26 protein-coding genes are annotated in these 20,460 nt (G+C 69.9%); 14 read left to right on the top strand and 12 right to left on the bottom strand.

Annotated elements, in window-relative coordinates:
* The 4 genes from AC08OJ_RS04640 to AC08OJ_RS04655 all read left to right on the top strand — a co-directional run.
* Positions 1 to 1,074: DegT/DnrJ/EryC1/StrS family aminotransferase (locus tag AC08OJ_RS04640; RefSeq protein ID WP_476595143.1), on the top strand; the 1,074-nt coding region annotated here is incomplete at its 5' end.
* Positions 1,071 to 1,715, top strand: coding sequence for a Gfo/Idh/MocA family protein (locus tag AC08OJ_RS04645; RefSeq protein WP_476593414.1), 645 nt, complete (start codon positions 1,071 to 1,073; stop codon positions 1,713 to 1,715). The genes AC08OJ_RS04640 and AC08OJ_RS04645, both read left to right, overlap by 4 nt.
* Entirely contained in the window at positions 1,693 to 2,202 is a 510-nt protein-coding gene (locus AC08OJ_RS04650; RefSeq protein WP_476593413.1) for a hypothetical protein, read from the top strand. Before AC08OJ_RS04645 ends, AC08OJ_RS04650 begins: the two co-directional genes overlap by 23 nt.
* 109 nt (positions 2,203 to 2,311) lie before the next feature.
* On the top strand, positions 2,312 to 3,049 hold the full coding sequence (locus AC08OJ_RS04655; protein WP_476593412.1) for an HAD-IA family hydrolase: 738 nt from the start codon (positions 2,312 to 2,314) through the stop codon (positions 3,047 to 3,049).
* On the opposite strand, the gene AC08OJ_RS04660 is transcribed toward AC08OJ_RS04655, so the two are convergent.
* The 3 genes from AC08OJ_RS04660 to AC08OJ_RS04670 all read right to left on the bottom strand — a co-directional run bounded on the left by AC08OJ_RS04660 (position 3,016) and on the right by AC08OJ_RS04670 (position 5,917).
* Entirely contained in the window at positions 3,016 to 3,849 is an 834-nt protein-coding gene (locus AC08OJ_RS04660) for an ROK family protein (RefSeq protein ID WP_476593411.1), read from the bottom strand. The genes AC08OJ_RS04655 and AC08OJ_RS04660 overlap by 34 nt on opposite strands.
* Positions 3,850 to 4,019: 170 nt before the next feature.
* Positions 4,020 to 4,841: a shikimate dehydrogenase family protein gene (locus AC08OJ_RS04665; RefSeq protein ID WP_476595144.1), complete on the bottom strand. Its 822-nt coding sequence runs from the start codon at positions 4,839 to 4,841 to the stop codon at positions 4,020 to 4,022.
* A gap of 5 nt (positions 4,842 to 4,846) precedes the next feature.
* A complete protein-coding gene (locus tag AC08OJ_RS04670; RefSeq protein WP_476593409.1) occupies positions 4,847 to 5,917 on the bottom strand; it encodes a 3-dehydroquinate synthase family protein in 1,071 nt (356 codons plus the stop codon).
* A gap of 310 nt (positions 5,918 to 6,227) precedes the next feature.
* On the opposite strand from AC08OJ_RS04670, the gene AC08OJ_RS04675 reads away from it, so the two are divergent.
* Entirely contained in the window at positions 6,228 to 6,764 is a 537-nt protein-coding gene (locus AC08OJ_RS04675; protein ID WP_476595145.1) for a MarR family winged helix-turn-helix transcriptional regulator, read from the top strand.
* Between the two features lie 60 nt (positions 6,765 to 6,824).
* Here the strand turns inward: AC08OJ_RS04675 and AC08OJ_RS04680 are convergent, their stop codons facing one another.
* From AC08OJ_RS04680 to AC08OJ_RS04700, 5 genes are all read right to left on the bottom strand, one after another.
* The gene (locus AC08OJ_RS04680) at positions 6,825 to 7,397 is read right to left on the bottom strand and encodes a VOC family protein (protein WP_476593415.1); all 573 of its coding nucleotides are present in this window, start codon (positions 7,395 to 7,397) and stop codon (positions 6,825 to 6,827) included.
* Between the two features lie 160 nt (positions 7,398 to 7,557).
* A complete protein-coding gene (locus AC08OJ_RS04685) occupies positions 7,558 to 9,207 on the bottom strand; it encodes an NAD(P)/FAD-dependent oxidoreductase (RefSeq protein ID WP_476593407.1) in 1,650 nt (549 codons plus the stop codon).
* A gap of 447 nt (positions 9,208 to 9,654) precedes the next feature.
* The gene (locus AC08OJ_RS04690) at positions 9,655 to 10,131 is read right to left on the bottom strand and encodes a hypothetical protein (protein WP_476593406.1); all 477 of its coding nucleotides are present in this window, start codon (positions 10,129 to 10,131) and stop codon (positions 9,655 to 9,657) included.
* On the bottom strand, positions 10,128 to 11,510 hold the full coding sequence (gene selA / locus AC08OJ_RS04695; protein ID WP_476595146.1) for an L-seryl-tRNA(Sec) selenium transferase: 1,383 nt from the start codon (positions 11,508 to 11,510) through the stop codon (positions 10,128 to 10,130). Before selA ends, AC08OJ_RS04690 begins: the two co-directional genes overlap by 4 nt.
* A 260-nt stretch (positions 11,511 to 11,770) precedes the next feature.
* Positions 11,771 to 12,271, bottom strand: a complete 501-nt coding sequence (locus AC08OJ_RS04700) for a hypothetical protein (protein ID WP_476595147.1) — start codon at positions 12,269 to 12,271, stop codon at positions 11,771 to 11,773.
* Between the two features lie 286 nt (positions 12,272 to 12,557).
* Here AC08OJ_RS04700 and AC08OJ_RS04705 point away from each other — a divergent pair, with 286 nt between their 5' ends.
* Entirely contained in the window at positions 12,558 to 12,917 is a 360-nt protein-coding gene (locus AC08OJ_RS04705; RefSeq protein ID WP_476592285.1) for an STAS domain-containing protein, read from the top strand.
* A 53-nt stretch (positions 12,918 to 12,970) separates the two neighbouring features.
* On the opposite strand, the gene mshD is transcribed toward AC08OJ_RS04705, so the two are convergent.
* Positions 12,971 to 14,005, bottom strand: a complete 1,035-nt coding sequence (gene mshD / locus AC08OJ_RS04710; RefSeq protein WP_476592284.1) for a mycothiol synthase — start codon at positions 14,003 to 14,005, stop codon at positions 12,971 to 12,973.
* A 222-nt stretch (positions 14,006 to 14,227) separates the two neighbouring features.
* Positions 14,228 to 14,980: a response regulator transcription factor gene (locus AC08OJ_RS04715; RefSeq protein ID WP_476595148.1), complete on the bottom strand. Its 753-nt coding sequence runs from the start codon at positions 14,978 to 14,980 to the stop codon at positions 14,228 to 14,230.
* A 355-nt stretch (positions 14,981 to 15,335) separates the two neighbouring features.
* On the opposite strand from AC08OJ_RS04715, the gene AC08OJ_RS04720 reads away from it, so the two are divergent.
* From AC08OJ_RS04720 to AC08OJ_RS04755, 8 genes are all read left to right on the top strand, one after another.
* Positions 15,336 to 15,779: a hypothetical protein gene (locus AC08OJ_RS04720; protein ID WP_476595149.1), complete on the top strand. Its 444-nt coding sequence runs from the start codon at positions 15,336 to 15,338 to the stop codon at positions 15,777 to 15,779.
* Entirely contained in the window at positions 15,773 to 16,069 is a 297-nt protein-coding gene (locus AC08OJ_RS04725) for a MoaD/ThiS family protein (RefSeq protein WP_476595150.1), read from the top strand. Before AC08OJ_RS04720 ends, AC08OJ_RS04725 begins: the two co-directional genes overlap by 7 nt.
* An 84-nt stretch (positions 16,070 to 16,153) precedes the next feature.
* Positions 16,154 to 17,071, top strand: a complete 918-nt coding sequence (locus tag AC08OJ_RS04730) for a hypothetical protein (protein ID WP_476592280.1) — start codon at positions 16,154 to 16,156, stop codon at positions 17,069 to 17,071.
* 195 nt (positions 17,072 to 17,266) lie between these two features.
* Entirely contained in the window at positions 17,267 to 17,608 is a 342-nt protein-coding gene (locus AC08OJ_RS04735) for a thioredoxin family protein (protein ID WP_476592279.1), read from the top strand.
* A gap of 37 nt (positions 17,609 to 17,645) precedes the next feature.
* Entirely contained in the window at positions 17,646 to 17,723 is a 78-nt protein-coding gene (locus AC08OJ_RS04740) for a putative leader peptide (protein WP_476595153.1), read from the top strand.
* 93 nt (positions 17,724 to 17,816) lie between these two features.
* Entirely contained in the window at positions 17,817 to 18,236 is a 420-nt protein-coding gene (locus AC08OJ_RS04745; protein WP_476592277.1) for a DUF4395 domain-containing protein, read from the top strand.
* A complete protein-coding gene (locus tag AC08OJ_RS04750; RefSeq protein WP_476592276.1) occupies positions 18,233 to 19,066 on the top strand; it encodes a sulfurtransferase in 834 nt (277 codons plus the stop codon). The genes AC08OJ_RS04745 and AC08OJ_RS04750 overlap by 4 nt, the downstream gene beginning before the upstream one ends.
* A 3-nt stretch (positions 19,067 to 19,069) precedes the next feature.
* The gene (locus AC08OJ_RS04755; protein WP_462187204.1) at positions 19,070 to 19,369 is read left to right on the top strand and encodes a DUF1416 domain-containing protein; all 300 of its coding nucleotides are present in this window, start codon (positions 19,070 to 19,072) and stop codon (positions 19,367 to 19,369) included.
* A 72-nt stretch (positions 19,370 to 19,441) separates the two neighbouring features.
* Here AC08OJ_RS04755 and AC08OJ_RS04760 read toward each other — a convergent pair whose 3' ends face one another.
* Together AC08OJ_RS04760 and AC08OJ_RS04765 are read right to left on the bottom strand one after the other, a co-directional pair.
* Complete coding sequence (locus AC08OJ_RS04760) at positions 19,442 to 19,696, bottom strand: hypothetical protein (RefSeq protein WP_476595151.1); 255 nt, start codon at positions 19,694 to 19,696, stop codon at positions 19,442 to 19,444.
* A 181-nt stretch (positions 19,697 to 19,877) separates the two neighbouring features.
* Positions 19,878 to 20,444 carry a nitrobindin family protein gene (locus tag AC08OJ_RS04765; protein ID WP_476592287.1) on the bottom strand — a complete coding sequence of 189 codons (567 nt, stop codon included), beginning with the start codon at positions 20,442 to 20,444 and terminating at the stop codon, positions 19,878 to 19,880.
* Positions 20,445 to 20,460: the final 16 nt, after the last annotated feature.

Below are 20,460 nucleotides of genomic sequence, written 5' to 3' on the forward strand. Positions count from 1 at the left end.
GGCCAATGGTGGCGCATGGGTGGCAGCGAGGTCGATACCTTCGAGCGGGAATTCGCTGCCTACCATGGGGCCAGCCACGCCCTCGCCGTAACCAACGGGACGCATGCGTTGGAGCTCGCGTTGCAGGTCCTGGGGGTCGGACCTGGCAGTGAGGTCATCGTGCCGGCGTTCACCTTCATCTCCTCCTCGCAGGCGGCCCAGCGCCTCGGCGCGGTGGCCGTGCCGGTCGACATCGACCCGGACACGTACTGCATCGAGGTCACCGCCGCGGCAGCTGCGGTGACCCCACGCACTCGGGCGATCATGCCGGTGCATATGGCGGGCCAGGTCTGCGACATGGACGCCCTGGCGAAGCTGTCCGCGGATGCCGGGGTCCCGCTGATCCAGGACGCGGCGCACGCGCACGGTGCGCAGTGGCAGGGTAAGAAGCTCGGTGAGCTGGGCTTGGTGGCGGCGTTCAGCTTCCAGAACGGCAAGCTCATGACCGCCGGTGAGGGCGGCGCCGTCACCTTCCCCGACGCCGAGCTGCACGAACTCGGCTTCCTGCGGCACAGTTGCGGGCGGCCACGCACGGACCGCCGGTACTTCCACCAGACCTCCGGGTCGAATTTCCGGCTCAACGAGTTCTCCGCCGCGGTCCTGCGTGCCCAGCTCGGCCGCCTGGCCGGCCAGATTGACACGCGTGAGGAGCGTTGGCCGGTGCTGGCGGGGGCGCTTGCCGACATCCCGGGCGTCGTCCCGCAGGGCCGCGACGACCGGTGTGACCGCAATCCGCACTACATGGCAATGTTCCGGTTGCCCGGGTTCAGTGAGGAGCGCCGCAACGCGTTCGTCGACGCCCTTGTGGACCGCGGGCTGCCCGCTTTCGCCGCGTTCCGGGCGATCTACCGGTCCAACGGCTTCTGGGAGACCGGCGCCCCGGACAAGGCGGTGGACGAGATCGCGAAGCACTGCCCGAACACCGAGGCAATCAGCGCGGACGGCATCTGGCTGCACCACCGGACGTTGCTCGGCACCGAAGAACAGATGCACCAGGTCGCGGCCATCGTGGCCGAGACCCTGGCCGAATTGTGAGCCGAGGCGAGACCGGGAACCCCACGCGGACTCCGCTGCGGATCGCCGTGGTGGGGCTGGGCTGGGCCGGCCGGTCGATCTGGCTTCCCCGGCTGCGAGAACACCCGGAGTTTGTTGTGGTCACGGCCGTCGATTCCGATTCCGAGGCTCGCCGGGCGGCGGCCGGGGCCGACCCGGGCTTGGCCGTGCTCGCCGACGTCGACGAGATCGACCGGACTCAGGTCGACCTTGCGGTCGTGGCGGTGCCCAACCACCGGCACGCCGACATCGCCGCCCGGCTGCTGAGCGCCGGTGTTCCGGTTTTCTTGGAGAAGCCGGTGTGCCTGAGCTCGGCCGAGGCCGACCGGCTCGCGGCGGCCGAGCGCGCGGGCGACGCCATCCTGCTCGCCGGGAGCGCCGCGCGGTACCGGGCGGACGTCAGCCGGCTCTACGAGCTCGCCGACGGGCTCGGTGCCATCCGGCACGTCGATCTCGCCTGGATCCGGGCGCGGGGCATTCCCGACGCCGGCGGCTGGTTCACCCGGCGGGACCTCTCCGGCGGCGGGGCCCTGGTCGACCTCGGCTGGCACCTGCTCGACACTCTACATCCCGCTGCTGGTCAGCGTCCGTTTCCAGCAAGTGGTCGGGACGATCTCGGATGACTTCGTCAGCGATGGCTCCTGGGCAGCCTCCTGGCGTCACGACGATGGCACCGGGCCGGCCGTCGGCATCGACGGTGACGTCGAGGACACCGCACGTGGCTTCCTGGTCACCGAGAACGGGGTCTCGGTGTCGTTGCGGGCGAGCTGGGCCTCGCACGAGGCCCGGGACGTCACCCTGATCAACGTCGAGGGCGCCGCGGGCACCGCGTCGCTGCGCTGCACGTTCGGTTTCGGCCCGAACCGGCAGGATCATTCGATCCTGACCCGCACCCGGGCCGGCGAGACCATGGCGGTGCCTGTGCCCGCCGAACCGATCGGGACGGAGTACCGCCGTCAGCTCGACGAACTGCCCGGGCTGCTGGCGGATCCCGCGTCCCGGGGGCGGGCGATCGAGGAGGTTCGCCCGACCATCGCCGCCATCGAGAGGTTCTACGAGTCCGCGCGCTCGCACCGGTCCGTCGCGCTGCTCGCGCACGCGACTCGCTGAGGCCACGCGGCCACCACCTGTGTCACACGACCTGCGTCACGAATATCGAACGGCACCCAACGCCGAGTCCGGGGGGCACGTGGGAACTGAGCTGAAACCCTGGTCTGCCATGACCACCACCGGGACCGGGGCAGCGTCCGGAGCGCGGAAACGTGCGGTCATCGTCGATCTCGACGGGGTGCTGGTCGACAGCTTCGGAGTGATGCGACAGGCGTTCACGATCGCCTACGCCGAGGTCGTGGGTCCCGGCGAGCCCCCGTTCGAAGAGTACAACCGGCACCTGGGACGGTACTTCCCGGACATCATGCGGATTATGAATCTGCCGCTGGAGATGGAGGAGCCGTTCGTCCGCGAGAGCTATCGGCTGGCCCACCAGGTGGTGCTTTTCGAAGGGATCGCCGCGCTGCTGCGGACCCTGCACGAGCGCGGCCTCGGGCTCGCGGTCGCCACCGGCAAGGCCGGTCCACGGGCCCGGCACCTGCTGGGTGAGCTCGACATTCTGCCGATCTTCAATTATGTCATCGGCTCTGATGAGATCGCCGGTCCCAAACCGGCGCCGGACATCGTGAACCGGGCACTCGAACTGTTGGGCGTGGCGCCGCGTGAGGCGATGATGATCGGGGACGCGGTCGCCGACCTGGAGAGCGCGCGTGCGGCCGGCGTGATGGCGGTGGCCGCGCTGTGGGGCGAGGCGGACGGCGCCGAGCTGGTCGCGGCCGAGCCGGACGCGGTGCTGCGCCGGCCCGCGGAGTTGCTGTCCCTTCTCCGGCCGCACCCGGTCGAACCCGCCGGCACCGCCGGTGTCCCCGCGGCTCAGGCCGGCCGACCGATCCTCGCCGGCGACTGAGCCGCCAGGAGCGCTCCGAACAGGGAGGACAGGCCGCCCAGCAGCGCCGGGCGGATGGGCGCGGGCGGATGTCCCGGGCGGGCAAGGGCCTGGGCATGCTCGGCGACCGCCTGCGGAAATCCAGGCAGGCCGGCCGCGAACCCGCCGCCGACCACCGCCATCGCGGGATGCAGCAGTTCGGTCAGCCCGACGACGGCCGTGGCGATCGCCGCGGCGCTCTCGCCCACTGTCCGCACCGCCCAGGGGTCGGCCGCGAGCCAGGCTGCGCGCAGGTCCGCGAAGGTCACCTCCGCACCACGCCGCTGGGCGGCCCGGTGCAGGGTGGCCGGCCCGGATGCGGTTGCCTGCACACATCCGCGGTGGCCGCAGTCACAGCTGGGCCCGCCGGACGAGATGATCAGATGTCCGATCTCGCTGGAGCCGCGACCGGGCCCCGGGCAGGACCGGCCGCCGAGCACGATCCCGCCGCCGACGCCCGTCCCGACCCCCAGGTAGACCACGTTCTCACAGCCGGCCGCGTCCGCCTCCGCGAGCGCGGCCAGATCGCCGTCGTCGCCGCAGACCACGGTGGTGCCCGGCAGCAGATCCCGCAGCGCGGCGCCGAGGTCGAGCCCGGTCCAGGCCGGCCGGCCCGGCCATGTTGTGACCCGGCCGGCGGCGTTGATGGTTACGGGCATCGCCACGCCGACGGCGTCGACCCGACCGCCCCATCGGGCGGTCAGCGCGGCAACGTGTGCGGCGAGATCGTCGATGTCCTGGGTGGCGGTCGCCGACGGCGACCACTGGAAGGTTGTCTCCACCGGCCTGACGCGACCGTCCGGTCCGTCCGGCCTGGCCGACCTGCTCGTCGCCTCCCGTCGGGTCCGCCCCGGCCTGTGCGGCCTCGATGCGCAGCGCGACCTTGGTGCCGCCCACGTCGATACCCAGACAGCCGGTTGGAGGTTGTGCACGCATGAGCCCTCGCAGATCGTCAGGCGGGTGCCGCCGGGACGAGATCGAAGAACGAGCGGTAGAAGCCGATCTGGTGGGCGAGCATGTGGATGCCCGGATGGGTCGGCAGGCCGAGTGCGGCCGCGGCCCGCAGCAGGCGGGTGTCGGGCGGTTTCATGATGATGTCCGCCACGACGCAGCCCGCCGCGAGCCCGTCCGGCGGGAAGGGGAGCGGATCGTCTGGACGCAGGCCGAGCGGCGTGGCGTTCACCGCGAGATCGACATCGTGCAGCAGGGGTGCCGCGACGCCGACGGCGCGGCCCGGCCAGTGCTCGTCGAGGCGGGCGAGCAGGCCGTCGCGCTTCTCCCGGTCCGGATCGTAGATCGATAGCCGCGTGCTGCCGGCGTCGAGCAGCGCGGTCGCGATGGCGCTGCCGGCGCCGCCCGCGCCCACTAGCGAGACCCGCGTTCCGGCCACCGGGCGTCCGGCGGCCGTCAGCCCCCGGACGAATCCCGCTCCGTCGAAGTTGTCGGCCTGCCAGCGCCCGGACGAGCCGCGGCGCAGTGCGTTGGCGCTCCCGCTGATCGCGGCCGCCGGACTGCGTTCGTCGGCGAGGGCGCAGGCGGCGACCTTGTGCGGAATCGTGATCAGGATGCCGTCCAGGTTCTCGATGCGCCGGAGTCCATCGAGTACGGCGGGGAAGTCCGCCGGCCGGGCGTGCACCGGTACGAGGACGGCGTCGAGCCCGAGTTCGTCGAACAGCGGATTAAGTAACGACGGCGCCTGTACCTGCTTGACGGGATCCCCGACGACGGCGAACAGGCGGGTGGTGCCCGTGATGGCACGCGGGGCCGGTGGCATGGGCGTCAGGCCAGCGGCCCGCGCGGCATGTCGCCGAGCGTCTTCATGACCAGATCTTCCGGAATGTCGCCCACCAGCTGTGGGCCGTCCGCGCCGTCGAGCACGAAGGTGAGGCCGGTGTTCGTCGACTTCTTGTCCAGACGCATCACGGCGACGAGCTCGGCGGCGTCCGCCTCAGTGGGCAGTGCCGTCGGCAGCCCGTACCCGCGGACCACGTCCAGGTGCTCGCGGACCCGATCGTCCCCGATCCGGCCGAGCTCCCCGGCGAGACGGCCGGCGAATACGGTGCCGATCGCCACCGCCTCACCGTGGCGCAGCGCGAAGTCGGTGGCGCGCTCCAGGGCATGCCCTAGGGTGTGGCCGTAGTTGAGGATGTGGCGCAGGCTCGAGTCCCGTTCGTCCCGGGCGACGACGGCGGCCTTGAGCGCCACGCTGGCGGCGATCTGCTCCGTCACCGGCAGACCGCGTAGGTCCCCGGTGCCGATGAAGTGGGCCCGCGCGATCTCGCCGTAGCCGTTGATCCACTTCCGCTGGGGCAGGGTCCGCAGGTAGTCGGTGTCGCAGAGGACGGCGCTGGGTTGCCAGTAGGCGCCGAGGAGGTTCTTGCCGGCGGGCAGGTTCACCGCCGTCTTCCCGCCGACGCTCGCGTCCACCTGGGCGAGCAGGGATGTCGGGAGGTGTACCACCGCCACACCGCGGTGGTACAGCGCCGCAGCGAGCCCGACGACGTCCGTGGTGGTCCCTCCGCCGCAGGAGATGACGACGTCTGACCGGGTCAGCCCGAAAGCCGCGAACCGGCCGCAGAGCGCCTCGACGTTCGACAGGTTCTTGTCCGTCTCGCCGTCCCGTGCGGCCAGCCGCAGCACCGGCACGCCCGGGTCGGGGACCGCGTCCTGCGGCCGCGCCGAGACGATGACGGCCCGCCGGGCGCCGATCCGCGCGACGATGTCGGGCAGGATTCGGCGGACCCCGGGACCGATATCGATCGGATAGCTGCGTGAGCCGAGGTCCACCGAGACCCGTCGATGATCGGCGGTGATCCGCTCGATCGGGCTTGTCCGCTGCGCTGTGAGCATGCCCGTCAAGGTGTGCCTTCCGGATCCGCGGTCGCGTGCTAGCGCCTGCCTGGTGCGTTGCGGTGGTGCGTTGCGGTGGTGTGTTGCGGTGGTTCTGCACGGGCCGCCGCGGCAATTCTGCCGCGCCCGGGAGTCGCCCCCCTTCCGTCGGGTCGGGTGTGAGCCATCGCACCTCCTCCCGTTCGTCTTCGTCGCTCGCGCGCGCTGCCGACGCCCCGCGTGGGTCGCTGCCCCGCGTGGATCCGTGCCCTCGCGTGGATCCGTGCCCCGCGCGAATTGATGCATGGTGCACGCAGAGTAGGGTCGTGTGGTGGGTTCAGACGACGGCGCGAGGCTCGCGGCAGCGCTCGGACTTCTCCTCACCCGGCCGAATCGGACGCGTCTGTTCGGGGAGCTGCTCTCTTCGGCGGACGTCGGACTCGACGAGGCTGTTTACCCCGTGCTCAACGGTCTGGCCCGCACGGGCCCGACCACGGCGCGCAAGCTGAGCATGGAGATCGGCATCGACCGTTCGGTGGTGAGTCGGCACAGTGATCGTCTCGAGGCGCTCGGGTTGCTGCGCCGTTCGGCCGATCCCGATGACGCCCGCGCGGTCCGCCTGACGCTCACCGACGAGGGCCGGGCCGCCATCGATCGCTCTCGGCGTCGGCTGGCTGACGTCTTCCAGCGCATGCTCGACGACTGGCCCGCCGAGGACGCGCGCGCCTTCGTCGCCGGCATGGAGCGCTTTGTCGCGGAGGGCGCGCTCAAGCCCGCGGGGCGACCTGGATACGCCCGCGGAACATCGGGAGGCCCGTACCCACAGAGAGACCGCCCGGCTCGGGGGGTGCCGGGCGGTCTCGATTGATGATGACATTTGGATGGCCGCCGAGACAAGTCCGCGAGGACGGCAGGTTTCGGACAATAATCACCAACCGTCCCGTCCGGCGCCCTCGGGGATGAGTTCGATCAGTAGTCCGGAACCCGCGTCGAGATAGGCCTGTCGCGGGTTCCGCGCGTCCGGCCGGAGCTGCTCGACCAGGCATCCCGCGGCGACCGCCCGGTGCAGGCACGCCGGCAGGTCGTCGACCTCGTAGCCGATGGAGAACATTCCCTCGCCGCGTTGGTCGAGAATTTCCCGCCCTGTCCACGGCCGGTCGCCGGGTTCCAGCAACTCGACCAGGCTGCTGCCGAAGCGGCCGAACGCGATCCGGACGTTCTTGATCATGATCGGTCGATCGCGCCAGAGGGCGGGGCCGGAGACGACCCGCGACTCCCACGCGTCGACCCCGAGGGAGACGGCGTATCGTTCCCGGGCAGCATCGAGGTCCGCGACGAGGATGCCGAGATGGTGGAACGTCAGCTCGCCCAGCATCTTCTCGATGACCCGCGCCGCCAGCAGGGCGGAGGCCGGTGAATGGGGCGTGGTGCGGACGGACGGCGACGCCGGATCCGGCGTCGTCCGGATCCGGTCCTCCCGATTCTGGATGATTGTCTCCATCACCGCGGCTCCCTCCATGCCTCTGGCCCGGGCAGAGGGCGAGGACGTCGATCGTATCGTCGTCCTCCGGGCTGTTCTTGCCGTCCCGCGGGTACCATCGATTAGGACGATCCCGTCGCGGATGGACGCGGGACGGGATCGGCCTTTAGCGGCCCGGCCTTTAGAGGATTGCCGGAGTGGGCACCCCACCCGTGCGGGTGAGTAGATCGTCGAGGTCGTACCCGTACCAGCGGCGGAGCGGCTCGGGGGAACTCGTGCGCCCCCACTCGTACATGCGGCGCTGGGCTTCGAAGGAGCCGTCGTGCCAGCGGCGCAGCACATCGCCCAGCCGGAGCGGAGTGGGGAGGAAGTCGGCGCCGCCCAGCAGAGTGGCGAGCCGCTCGACGGCGGTGGCTGGGGCCAGCCGGCCGGCCTCGACCTCGTCCATCACGGCGTTGAGCGAGTCGAAGAAGGGCTGGAATTCCGGCAGGTCGGGGCAGAAGGTGCCCAGATGTGGCGCGTCGAGCAGGCGGTCGAACAGCGCCGGATCGCCCTTTTCCAGATAGCCGAAGTAGGTTCCGACAATCCGGGAGATGCCCATGTTCCAGCCGAGGAACCACACCTTCGACCACGCCCGCCACAGGTCGAAGTCGCGGAACGAGATGTAGGAGCCGTGTACGAGCTTGTCGTTGACGTCCAGGATCGTCTGGTTGAGCGTGTCGATGTGGCCGAAGCGTTCCGCCGAGAAGTCGTCGTCGGCGAGGGCCTCCATCAGAACTGGTGCGAGGGCGTAGATGACCTGCATGGTGTTGGCCATGCCACGGGAGAACAGCGCGTCGATCGCCCCGGCTGCGTGGGACATCATCGCCCAGCGGTCACCGACCGTCCGTGAGCTGGAGTACTGGGTGCGACCGGTGGAGATCAAGTCCCAGGCGGGCCGGGCACCGGCGAACTGGCGCGCGATACTGGGGAACCGCTCGAGATAAGCGTTCCATTCCTGCTCGGCGGGTACCGAGGGATCCCTGGGGAAGCGTCGCGAGTCAAGGTTGAGCCCGACGCTGCACAGTGGGTTGGTGGCCCGCTGGTGATTGTCGAACGGGATCACCCACAGCCACCCGCCGTCGAACAGATGGTGCAGGGTTCCCTGGTGCCACAGCGACGGCTGCCCGCTCGGGAGGGTCACCTCGTCGAAGGGGGTGACCCCCACCATGTGGGTGAACAGGGTGCGGGAGTTCGTCCGGAACCGGCAGGGGTCTTCTCGCAGGGCGAACTGGTTCGCCAACACGGAGTTGCGTCCTGAGGCGTCGACGACGTAGCGAACGCTGATCCGTTCGCCGGCCCTTGTCGTCAGCGTCGCGGCGTCGTCGGTGAAGTCGACTTTTTCCACCATCGTGCGTTGCCGCGGTTCAGCTCCGTAACGGACGGCCATATAGAAGAGGTAAGCATCGATGTCCTGGCGGTGCATGTGCATTTCCGGGCCGTTCGGAAACTCCGAGACGCTGCACTGAGTGACCTCTTCGGGGTTCTGGAGCGCACCCTCGCGGTGGTAGACGAATCCGAAGTTGCGCTTCACCCCGCAGGCCGAGGTGACGTGGGATCGGACGCCCTCGAAGCTGCTCACATGGCCGAGTTCGGGGACGTCGAACCGCTGGGCGAGCAACTTCAGCAGATAGGTCGTCTCACCGATGGTCGACTCCCCGAGCGCGAAACGCGGATGCGTGCCACTGTCAATCAGAACCACGCTGTGACCGTGTCGGGCGAGGATATTGGCCAGCGTCGAGCCGGCGATGCCGCTACCGAGGATGGCAACCGAATAGTCGTACCCGCTCATTGCGTGACTCCCTGGACGCCGCTATCCGAGGTGGCCGACTGCATCCGCCGTACTCTTTGAAGGATCACAATCAGCGCAACCAGTACACAACGAAATACTGAACCATCTCTACGGCCTCCGGTCTCCGTAAGAGGTGCATCGATGCCGATGGGTAATCAAGTTTCCCGAATCGGAAGTTTGAGCTATATGCCGGAATTTATAATATTTGTACTATAATGTTCTGATGTCTAGGCCCGTCGGCGGGCCCGCCACATGCGAAGATGCGACGCGGGTCCCCGCCGCCGCCGAGCGAACCGTGAATCGCTTATTTCTCCGTTGTTTTAGCGTTAGATCGAGGTTTGGATCGGCCGTCCACTGATCGTGAGGGATCGTGCTCGCGGCCGACGAGGGCCACGGCGCGGTGGTCGCACGTCAGGCGAAGCTGTTCGACCTCGCAGCGGGACCGCGCTACGCGACGGCGTGGGGCGGGTGGTGCCGGGCCCAGCCGGTGACGAGCGTGCTCGCCAGCAGCAGCCCGCTGATTATCGGACCGGCGCTGAACTCCGTCGCGGTGGGTTCCAGCCCCGGCCAGGCGATCGCGAACAGGCTCAGCGAACAGGCCGCCCCGAATCCGGTCGCGGCCAGCCAGTGGCGGTGAACCACGGGCAGCCCGGCGAGTCCCGCCGCGCCGACGCCGTGCCCGAGCAGGGTCGCTGCCAGCAGCAGGCCGCCGATGCTCCAGACCGCCTCACCCGGTAACGAGTCGAGTAGCGTGGACTCCCCGTTCCACCGGTACCGTTCATCCGGGGTCCCCGTGGGTGCGCCGGGCCAGACGAGCAGGTGGACGAGCCCGTAGCAGAGCAGGGTCAGCGCGGCGGTGACCGAGCCCAGCCGTCTCACCGCGACGGCGACCGCCGGGGAGTCGTAGGGGCGGCCGAGGCTCACGGCGTCCGTCGGCCGGGCACGGTGGCGCGCGGGATGCCCATGGATTCGATCGTCATGACGTCGGCATCCTCGGCGATGTGCGGCTCGGTCGGGGCATCGGTGATCGTGGTCGCGCCGGCTTCGGTCGCGGCAGTCAGCACGGCGGCGGCGAGGACGGGATCGAGTTCCACCGGAACGGTCCGCAGATCGAGCAGGCAGCATCCCTGCTCGACCCGGCCCAACACGGAGGGCTCGCCCTGGCGCAGGGGGGCGGCGATGACTGCCTCCAGGGCCACCGCGGCGCTCGGCAGCTCCGGACCGAAGCCGCCGAACCCTCTGATCGTCAGACCGCCCGCGGGGCCCGTCGGGGCCATGCCGTCTTCGTCTTGTGCGCCCTCGCGCTGGTGGCTGTCCGATCGACGGAATGCGGCGTCGTTCGGCTGCGGCGACGATCCACCCCCGCCGTCGACGACCGCACGACTCGCTACAGCCGAGGCTGCGATGCCCGAACGCCGTAGCCACGCGGCGAGCGTCTCGGCCCGCGTCATCAGCCGTTCCGGTCGGGCGTGCAACGCCTGCCGGACAGGGGAGTCGGGGTGGCTGAGGGTGGCTTCCAGCGCGGCGAGCGTGAGCTTTCCGGCCCGCATTGCCCGGGCCATCGGATGCCGACGCATCCGGTCGATCAGGTCGGCACGTCCCAGCAGCAGGCCGCCCTGAGGACCGCCGAGCAGTTTATCCGCGCTGGTCGTGACCACGTCGACGCCGAAGCCGAGCCAGGTCGTGACATCGGGTTCATCGGCGAGGAGCGGCTCGGGGTGCAGCAGCCCGGAGCCGCAGTCACCGACGAGGGGGATCTCGAAGTCGGCGCAGAGCGCGGCAAGATCGTTGATCGCAGGGGTGTCAGTCAGCCCCACCACCTGATAGCTGGACGGATGCACGCGCAGCACGAGCCCGGTCTCCGGCCCGATCGCGTCGGCGTAGTCCCCGAGCGTCGTGCGGTTGGTGGTGCCGACCTCCCGCAGCCGAGCCCCGGTGCAGACCAGCAGTTCGGGCAGCCGGAACCCGTCCGCCGTCTCCACCAGCTCCCCGCGGCTCACCACGATCTCCCGCCGCCCGGCCAGCGCCGTCACCGCGAGGATCAGCCCTGCCGCGTTGTTGTTGACGATGTGCACGCCTGCCGCTGCGGGCACCGCGGCTGCCAACGCGGCCAGGGCGGTACGTCCTCGTCGTCCTCGCCGTCCGGTCCCGAGGTCAAGCTCGAGGTCGGTCGTGCCGGCTGCCAGGTCGAGGGCCGCGCGGGCGGCCGCGGACAGGGGAGCTCGGCCGAGCCCTCCGTGGAGCAGGACGCCGGTAGCGTTGATCACTGGGCGCAGCCCGGTGGTGACGCGAGCGAGCGTCATCGGTGCCGCTACCGGTGTCGTCGGGCTGTCCTGGGCCGGGGAAGCGAACAGACTTGTACGATCGATCACTCTTGGTGAAGCTAGTGCTCCTCCTCGCGGGATTCCGGACATGGCCGGGACGGCGGCGTGGCCTGTCGGGTGTCTGCCTCTGCGCGGTGCCTGCCTCGGCTGGGTGCCTGTCGGGTCGGTCCGCTGCCCTCACGGCTCTGGCCGTCCTTTCGATGATTAAAACGGCGCATGGCCGGGCCTCGGGCCTTCGGTCACCCGGACGGCCCCCCGCCCAGGTTGATCGTCGGCCAGGGTGGATCGTCGACGCTGAAGATGAGGGCGACGTCGGTGTCGGAGACGAAATCGACGAGTCGTGCCCCCGCTGGTAGCAGAGCCAGCGCGTGACGGAGCTCCGCGGCGCTCGATCCTTCCCCAGCGGAGATGATGTGCCGCGAGCGGACCCCGGAGGCGAGGTCGGCAGGCGGCGGTGCAGCACCGGGGGGCTGGGACGCGGAGCGCCCCACGGTGGCGAGCGCGGCGCTGGACAACAGGGCGGCGAGCCGATGCGCCTCGTCCGGCACGAGATGCGCGACGCAGAGAACGTTGAGCAGGGCCGACTGGGTGCGGAGAACGACGACTGGGGTTCTCCGCGGGACGCTGGGCTGCGTTCCCACGGTGATGACCGTGCCGTCGATCCGGCCGATGAAGGTGATGACGTCCGGGTGAGCGTCATCCGGGGTCCGGGGTGGGGTCCGGGGCGGGTCGATGTCCATGCGTAGACGCTCTCATCGGGCAGCTCGTCATCCCATCCCGCGCGGCGGGGAGCATGCGGGACGGACGGGCGGATGACGACGGGCGGATGACGACGGGCGGGGCGCGGACAGGCGTGCTGACGAGCGTGCGGTGAGAAGTCGCCCCCGGCGGGGGTCGGCCGCGTGTGGAAGTACCTAGGTCGGGGTACGGGGCCATGGTCGCGCTTGCCCAAAGGCGCGGCGCGACGCGGGAGGCAGCCCGGCCGGCTTCTCGTGGCGCTCACGCCGTCCGGTCGCAAGCGGAGCCATGGAGCCAAGCGTGCGGGTTGAGGTGACCGACCGTGATGCCATCGTCGTGTATCCGGCCGGCGACATCGACTATTCGTCCCTGGATCCCCTGCGCGAGGCACTGCTCGACGCACGGGTCGCCGGAGTCAAAGAGATCATCGTGGATCTGGAGCAGGTGAGCTTCCTCGACTCGCAGGGGTTGGCGGTCATCCTGTTCGCCCACCAGCGTCAGCGGTCGGCCGGTGGCCGCCTCGTGCTGCGTAACCTCAACGAGGATGCCTATCGCCTGCTGCATGTCACGAACCTGAGTGCCGTGATAGACGTCGATCACGGCGACTCCGCCCCCGCGCGCGGCTTGGCGACCCGTCAGGGCGCCTGAGCCACGGGGGCCTTCCGGCCTCTGAGCCACGGGGTCTTCCGGACCAGGCCGGATCAACCCGTGGACGGCCTCTCCCAGTGGTAGGAGACGTCGCGGACGTAGGTGATGAAGCCGAGTCCGGTGTACATCCGCACGGCGCGGACGTTGTCCTCGTCCACGTACAGCAGGACCGAGTCGAGCCCCTCGGCCTGCAGATGCCGCAGGCCGATCAGGGTGAGTGCCCGGCCGAGTCCCGCGCCGCCCGCGCCCGGGAGCACGCCCACCACGTAGACCTCGCCGATGGGCCCCGGCTGCGCGTTCCGTGGCGGCGTCTGGTCGGTCTCGTGCACCTTCGTCCAGTGGAAGCCGACGGGTGCGCCGTCGCGCTCGGCGAGGAAGAAGCCACGCGGGTCGAACCACGGCTCGGCCCGGCGCCGGGCCAGATCGTCCAGGGCCCACCGGCCCTGCTCCGGATGATCAGCGAAGGCGGCCGCGTTGACGGCCAGCCAGGCCTGGTCGTCCTGGTCGGGGACGAAGGTGCGGACCGTCACACCGGCCGGCAGCCGGGGGTCCGGCAGGGGCGTCCCGGTCGCCAGCGGTCGCCGAAGCTGGAGCAGCACCCTCGTGCGAGTGAACGTGAGCCGGGTAGCCAATGCCGCGGCGGCCGGCAGGTCGCCGTGGGCCCAGATGTCGAGGCGGGACGACGGCGCCGCGAGGGCCTCGGTCAGTCCGCTGACCAGGGCCGTGCCGACGCCGCGCCCGCGGTGGTCGGGATGGACGACCACCTCGGCCTGCCGCGCCTGGTCCACGCCGCCCAGATGGGCGTAGCCGATGATCCGCCGGGCGGGGGTGCGGCCCGGCATGGTCGACGTGTCCGCGGCGTCCTGGTCACCAGGGGCGTCCGGGATATTCGGGGCGCTCGTGTCCGCGGCGGCCGACACGGCCAGCAGGTGCCGGCCCGCGCCGATCCGCAATCCGGGCCGGAGGGCCAGCCGGACGTCCTCGGACACCGGCCCGGAGCCGTCCGCCCGCTCCGCGGCGGCGAGGAGGCTCACGATGTCGTCCACGTCCATGGCGCTCAGGGTCTGCTGCCAGCTCAGTGAGGTCACCGGACGACCGTATGACGCTGGGTGGCCTTCGACGGTGCGGTCGAGAACCCGGACGCGAGAACCCGGGCGCGAGGCCGAATCCTGGCTTCCGGAGCCGGGAGCCGGGAGCCGGGAGCCGGGAGCTGGGCCTCGCGCCGACGGTGCCGTCCTACTGACGGTGCCCGGGGTGCCGGGGTACCGGGATACCGGGTGCCACGCGGCGGACGGGTGTCCGCGGTGACGTCAGACCCGCTCGGGGGTCCGGGACTCGTCACGGCCGACCCGGCCGGCCTCCCCGGGGGTGTTCTCCGGCAGCGGCGCGATGGGCGGCGCGACGAACTTGTACCCGACGTGCCGAACAGTGCCGATCATCGCTTCGTGCTCGGGGCCGAGCTTCGCTCGCAGCCGCCGGACGTGGACGTCCACCGTGCGGGTGCCGCCGTAGTAGTCGTAACCCCAGACCTCCTGCAACAGCTGGGCGCGGGTGAAGACCCGGCCCGGGTGCTGCGCGAGGTACTTCAGCAGCTCGAACTCCTTGAAGGTGAGCTCGAGCGGCCGGCCCCGCAACTTGGCCGAGTATGTGGTCTCGTCGACCGACAGGTCGCCGGACCGGATGATACCGGCTTCGGCCGTGCCGCCGGCTGCGGCGACGCGGCCGATGGACAGCCGCAACCGGGCCTCGACCTCGGCGGGACCCGCGGAATCGAGGACGACGTCGTCGACTCCCCAGTCCGCGGACACCGCCGCCAGCCCACCCTCGGTCACCAGCGCCAGCAGCGGCGTGGTGAGCCCGGTGGTGCGTAACAGCCGGCACAGACCGCGGGCGATCACAAGCTCCCGGCGGCCATCCACCACGATCACATCCACCGGCGGGGCGTCCAGCAGCGCGCTCGCCTCGAGCGGGGCGACCCGTACGGTGTGGGTGAGAAGCCCAAGCGACGGAAACGACTCGGCGGACGGGCCAGGGGCGTTGGTGAGCAAAAGGACGACGCTCAAGACGACTCCTCCAGGTGGTGTGTGGTGAGGCAGCGTCGACCCGGTGAGTAACTCGATGCCCGGCGCTGGGCGTCTCACGACCGTCATGGGCATGAAACGAAGGCCGGTATGTGGGGAGGATAGCGGAGTGTCCTACTCGGCTCCTACCGTCTACGGGCCACTACCTACGGCGGATCGTGTACCTACGGCGGATCGTGAGATCCTGACCACGAGCCATGATCACTGGAGTGGTCGGGTGTCCGGTGCGTCACGCAATCTGGCTGTAGTGGTCACCCATGGCTTCTCCTGTTCGACGTCACGCCTGGCGCTGCAAGCAGTGATGGTCGGATTACGTTCACATCCCGATGTCCAGGTCATGGACCTGCAAGCGTACGGCCGATCCACCAGACTGTGCACTTTCGGTGACCTCGAGGTGCTGGATATCGGCTCGGCCATCGGCGCGGCCCGTCGACTCGGCTACCAGTGGGTCTGCCCCACGGGATGGTCGATGGGATGGTTGGTGGACGGTGCCGCCGTGCTGCGGCACACCGCGCTGATCCAGGTGGGGGAGTCCGTCCACAGTCATCGCCGTCGGTATCCCCCGGAGGCGGTAGCCAGTGCGAGCGCGACCAGCCGGTGGTTCGTGCGGGACACCGCTCGGATGCGCCGAATCCATCGGCTGGCAGATCGGCTGGCAGAGCAGCCCATCGGCCGGATGGTGGCACGGCGCATGTTACGGGTGTGTATCGACCCCCACGCGTTCGTACCAATTCCCGTTTCTCCGGTGAAGATGACGGACGAAGGGCCGGAAGGATGGTGACGGACAAGACCGTAGGGGCGGGCCGGCCCGCGTCGATCGCGCGGGTGACCGTCCGCTACTGGGCCGCCGCCAGGGACGCCGCGGGGGTGCCCCAGGAGGAGATCGGCGCGGATACGCTGGCCGCTCTGCTCGATGTCGTCGCGGCCCGCCACGGCGGGGCCCTGCCGGCGCTGCTGCGACGGTGCTCCTACCTCGTCGACGACCAGCCCGTGGGCCGGCGGGATCCGGCGGGGGTCATCCTACGTGACGGTTGCGTCGTCGAGGCCCTCCCTCCCTTCGCCGGGGGATGACGCTGTTCGTCGCCGGCCCCAGGCCGCGCCTGGCTGGGACGGCGCGACGTGAGCCGCCCGAGCCGGACATGACAGCATGGGCCGGTGAGCGCAGGCGATCCTGGCAGGCCCCACGGCGTCCTCGTCCCGGACGAGGCTGCGTCCATCCCCGCAGCCCGCTGGGCGCCGGGCGCTTTGCCGTTGGCGGCCCTGGTGGCTACCGGCCTGGTGATGGCGGCCGCAGCCCTCGGCACGGGAGCCCTCGCGGCGGTCCTCATCGTCGAACAGATCGCGTTTGCCTGGGCCTGGGTCCGGATACTCCGGGCGTCGACCGGCACCACCCTGCTCGTGGCGGCCTGGGGTGTCCTCGGTGACGTGGTTCTGTTGGCCTCGGACCGGCACAGCTACGGATCGTTGGCCGGAGTCGTCGGGATCGCCGTGGCGGTCGTGATCCTCTACCAGCTCGCCCGACGCCGGTCAGCTCCCGTCTCCGGGGCAGGCCCGGTGTCTGCTAATGGTTCGAGTCCGCCGCCCGGTCCCGCCGGGCGGGTCGGTGCGGATCTTGCTGCGGCGCTGAGTGGGATCATCTTCTGTGCGCTTTTTGCCGGTTACCTTGCGCTGCGCGCCGGGTCCGGCGCGCACTATCCGGCCGATCTGCTGGTCATCGCCGGCCTCCTCGGCGCGGGTGGCACGGTCGTGGTGGGCCGGCTAGTGGGATGGGCGGGCGTTCCGCTGGTGCCGGCCGGGGCGGTCGGCGTTCTGGCCGGCGCGGCGCTGGGGGCCGGCTTCGGTGCCCTCAACCCCGATCGTCTGACGGTGGGGGCCGCCGTCGCGATCGCCGCGGCGGGAGCGGCCGTGGCCGCCGTCATCGATCTGGTGCTGGCGCGGGCCCGTGACGCAGAGCCGCGGGTCGGCCGGGTCGCCACCTCGGCGCTGGTCGCGGACGTCCTGCTCACCGCCATCCTGCCGCTGGCCTCCGCGGCGCCACTGGTGTATTTTGTCGGGCGGCATCTGCCTGCGTGAGTCGATCGTCGGGCCGTGGCGGGGCTTGGACGGGAAGAGCCGGCCCGTCGGATGCTGTAGAAGCCGTGACCGGAATGTGGGTGTTGTCGGTGGCGACCGTGGCTGCGCTTGGACTGGGGGTGCTCATGCGGGCCCGGGACGGACGGTTCCGGCCGGTGGACGGCGGACTGCGGACTGCGGGCCGAGTTCGCATCGTTGGGCGAGACGATGGGGGAGCGGGCGACGCTGCTGCAGTTCTCCACGGCGTTCTGCGCCCCCTGCCGGTCCACCCGTCGGGTGCTGGCAGGGGTTGCCGAGGTCGTGCCCGGGATACGCCATGTCGAGGTTGATGCGGAGGCGCATCTCGACCTCGTCCGTCGGCTGGGGATCAGGCGGACTCCGACGATACTGATCATTGACGGTCATGGCAGGGAGGTGCGGCGCGCAAGCGGTGCCCCGCCGACGCGTGCGGCGGTGTTCGCCACCCTCGAAGAGATCGTTTTCGATGGGATCAATCGGGCAGATGGTGATCCTTCGGATGCATCGTCGGCGGGTTAACACAGACGTGACGTTCACTGCTACCGTGACACGAACCATGTCCCAGATACAGCTTGTGAAGCGCCGCGCGGTCGACTTGTGCCGTGTACACAGCTGTCTGTGTCGTCTTTCCTGATCGTGGGTTGTGTCCCTCAGCCGTGATCGGCTGGCCCCGGTGCATCGCCACATCCGAGCGGGTAGTCCAAGCCGGAAGTCAGGAGAAGGCCTCGTGGTAGATCCTCGCGGTATGCGGTTCGCCGCTGCCGTCACCACGATCATGCTCGTCGTGGTACTGCTCGCCGGCAGCCGCTGGTTGCTGCTCGCGCAGACCGTGGTGTTCGGGGTGGGGGCGGTGGCCGGGGTCCGGTACGCGCCCTACGGGCTGGTGTTCCGTTCCCTGATCCGGCCGAGATTGGGGCCGCCCGCCGCCACCGAGGACGCCGCGTCACCCCGGTTCGCCCAGCTGGTCGGCGCGATCTTCGGCGTCGTGGGTCTCGTGGGATTCTTCGCGGGGATGCCGGCACTCGGTTACGTCGCGGTGGCCCTGGCCTTCGTGGCGGATCTCCTCAATGCGGCGTTCGAGTTCTGTCTCGGGTGCCACCTGTATCTTTTTCTCCATTCGATAACCGTGAAAGGAGCACGCACATGAGCCGTGAGAAGGCGCTGGTCGACGCCTCGTGGGTCGAAGCGAACCGTAACGACCCGAAGGTCGTCCTGGTCGAGGTCGACGAGGACGTCTCCGCGTACGACAAGGGGCACATCCCGGGCGCGGTGCGTCTCGACTGGAAGTCCGAACTTCAGGACCCGGTCATTCGTGACTTCATCAGCAGGGAGCAGTTCGAGAAGCTTCTCTCCGAGAAGGGGATCTCGAACGACGACATCGTCGTGCTCTACGGCGGGAACAACAACTGGTTCGCCGCATATGCATACTGGTACTTCAGCCTCTACGGCCACGCCGACGTCCGCCTGCTCGACGGTGGTCGCAAGAAGTGGGAGCTCGACAGCCGTGAGCTGACCACCGAGGTCACCCCGCGCCAGCCCACCAGCTACACCGCCCCGGAGCCGCGCACCGACATCCGGGCCTTCCGCGAGGAGGTCATCTCCGCGATCGGCGAGAAGGCCCTGGTGGACGTCCGGTCGCCCGACGAGTTCTCCGGCAAGCTGCTTGCTCCCGCGCACCTGCCGCAGGAACAGTCCCAGCGGGCCGGACACATCCCCACGGCGAAGAACATCCCGTGGGCGAAGACCGCGAACGAGGACGGCACGTTCAAGAGCAATGACGAGCTGACCGGCCTCTACACCGAGGCCGGGGTCGACCTGTCCAGGGACATCATCGCCTACTGCCGCATCGGCGAGCGTTCGGCGCACACCTGGTTCGCGCTGCACGAGTTGCTCGACCTGCCGAACGTGAAAAACTACGACGGTTCGTGGACCGAGTACGGCTCGCTCGTCGGCGTGCCGATCGAGAAGGGCGCGTGAGCCATGTGCGGCGCCATCAGCGGTGGACCATCTGTGGAGGGAATTGACGTGGCCAAGGAGACTGTGATTCAGGGGGTCGTGGTGCAGAGCGGGGAGCCGGTTTCGACCGGTTATGCCCGCCTGCTGGACGAAGGCGGCGATTTCACCGCCGAGGTTCCGCTGTCCGCGACGGGCCAGTTTCGTTTCTTCGCGCGGCCGGGGCAGTGGACCGTCCGGGCTCTTGTCCCCGGCGCGACCGGCGAGCGCAAGGTCGTCGCCCGTCAGGGTGAGCCGGTCGACACCCAGGTCGAGGTCGCGGCCTGACGTCGCGTTCTTTCGCCGGACGGGGACAACGGGTTTCTTCCGCTGTCCCCGTTCTCACGCTGCCCCCCGTTCTCATGCCCGGACCCGGCCACCGCGGTTGTTTCCCGCCGGTGGCACGACGGCCGAAGCGGTGCTCGCCGGTGGCGGAACCGTGGTCGGTACGGCGAAGGCCATCGGGCCGATCGAGAAACAGTGCAGACCGTTGTCGCGGGCGAACGCCACTGCGGAGCCCCGATCGGGGAACGGCGCGATGATCCGGTCGACCGCACGCTGGCCGGCGGCGGCGAAAAGGACGACCGCGAAGAGTACGTCGGCTTCTGCCATCATGCGATCATGAAAGCGCATCCCGGGAGGGTCTGAACACGTTTTCACGTGTTCCGTTCGTGGTCTGTCGTTGCGCGTGCGATGTCTTTTGCAAAGGCTCCGCCATACCGTGAATGAAGTGTGACTCTTGGTAGGCGGGCATCTCTTGGTGGAGGGCACTTGGAGACGCCTGCTCGGAGACGGCTCAGTCGGACACGCGGTGCAGGCGCGCGGACAGGTGCGACTGCATCGGCTTGCCCTCGGCCTCCATGTCGATTGCGTAGGCGAGATCGCCGCCCTCGACCAGGCCGTAGAGCCGCACCGACCGGGTGACGTCACGGGCGGTGGCGGTGCGGATCAGGACGTTGTGATCGAGATCGATACGGGTGCCGCTCACCGTGCCGACGTAGATCTCGGCGATACCGAACGGGTGGGCCAGCATCACCTCGACGACCGGCTTCCCGCCCTCCCCGGACTGGACCCGCCAGAACCCGGTCTCGGTCGCCAACGGGCTGCCGGGCTCGCGGCCGTCCCGGGGCTCGTCCGCCCACCAGGTGTGCGACACGTATCCCAGCGCCGGGCGGCCGTCCGTGGCGAAGGTGATCTCCTGGCCGTAGTGGAATCCGTCCAGGCCCTCGTAACCGCCGACCCCCTCGCCCCGCCAGGTCCCGACGAGGAAGGCCAGCGGTAGCAGGCTGGCGTGCAGATCAACGGTGTTCGTCGCCGCGCCGGACCGCGCCGATCCGGCCGCGGACCGCTTCCCGGCGCTCAGCGCTGACCCTCGTACA

It is taken from the genome of Frankia sp. CgKIO3 (genome assembly GCF_977946435.1).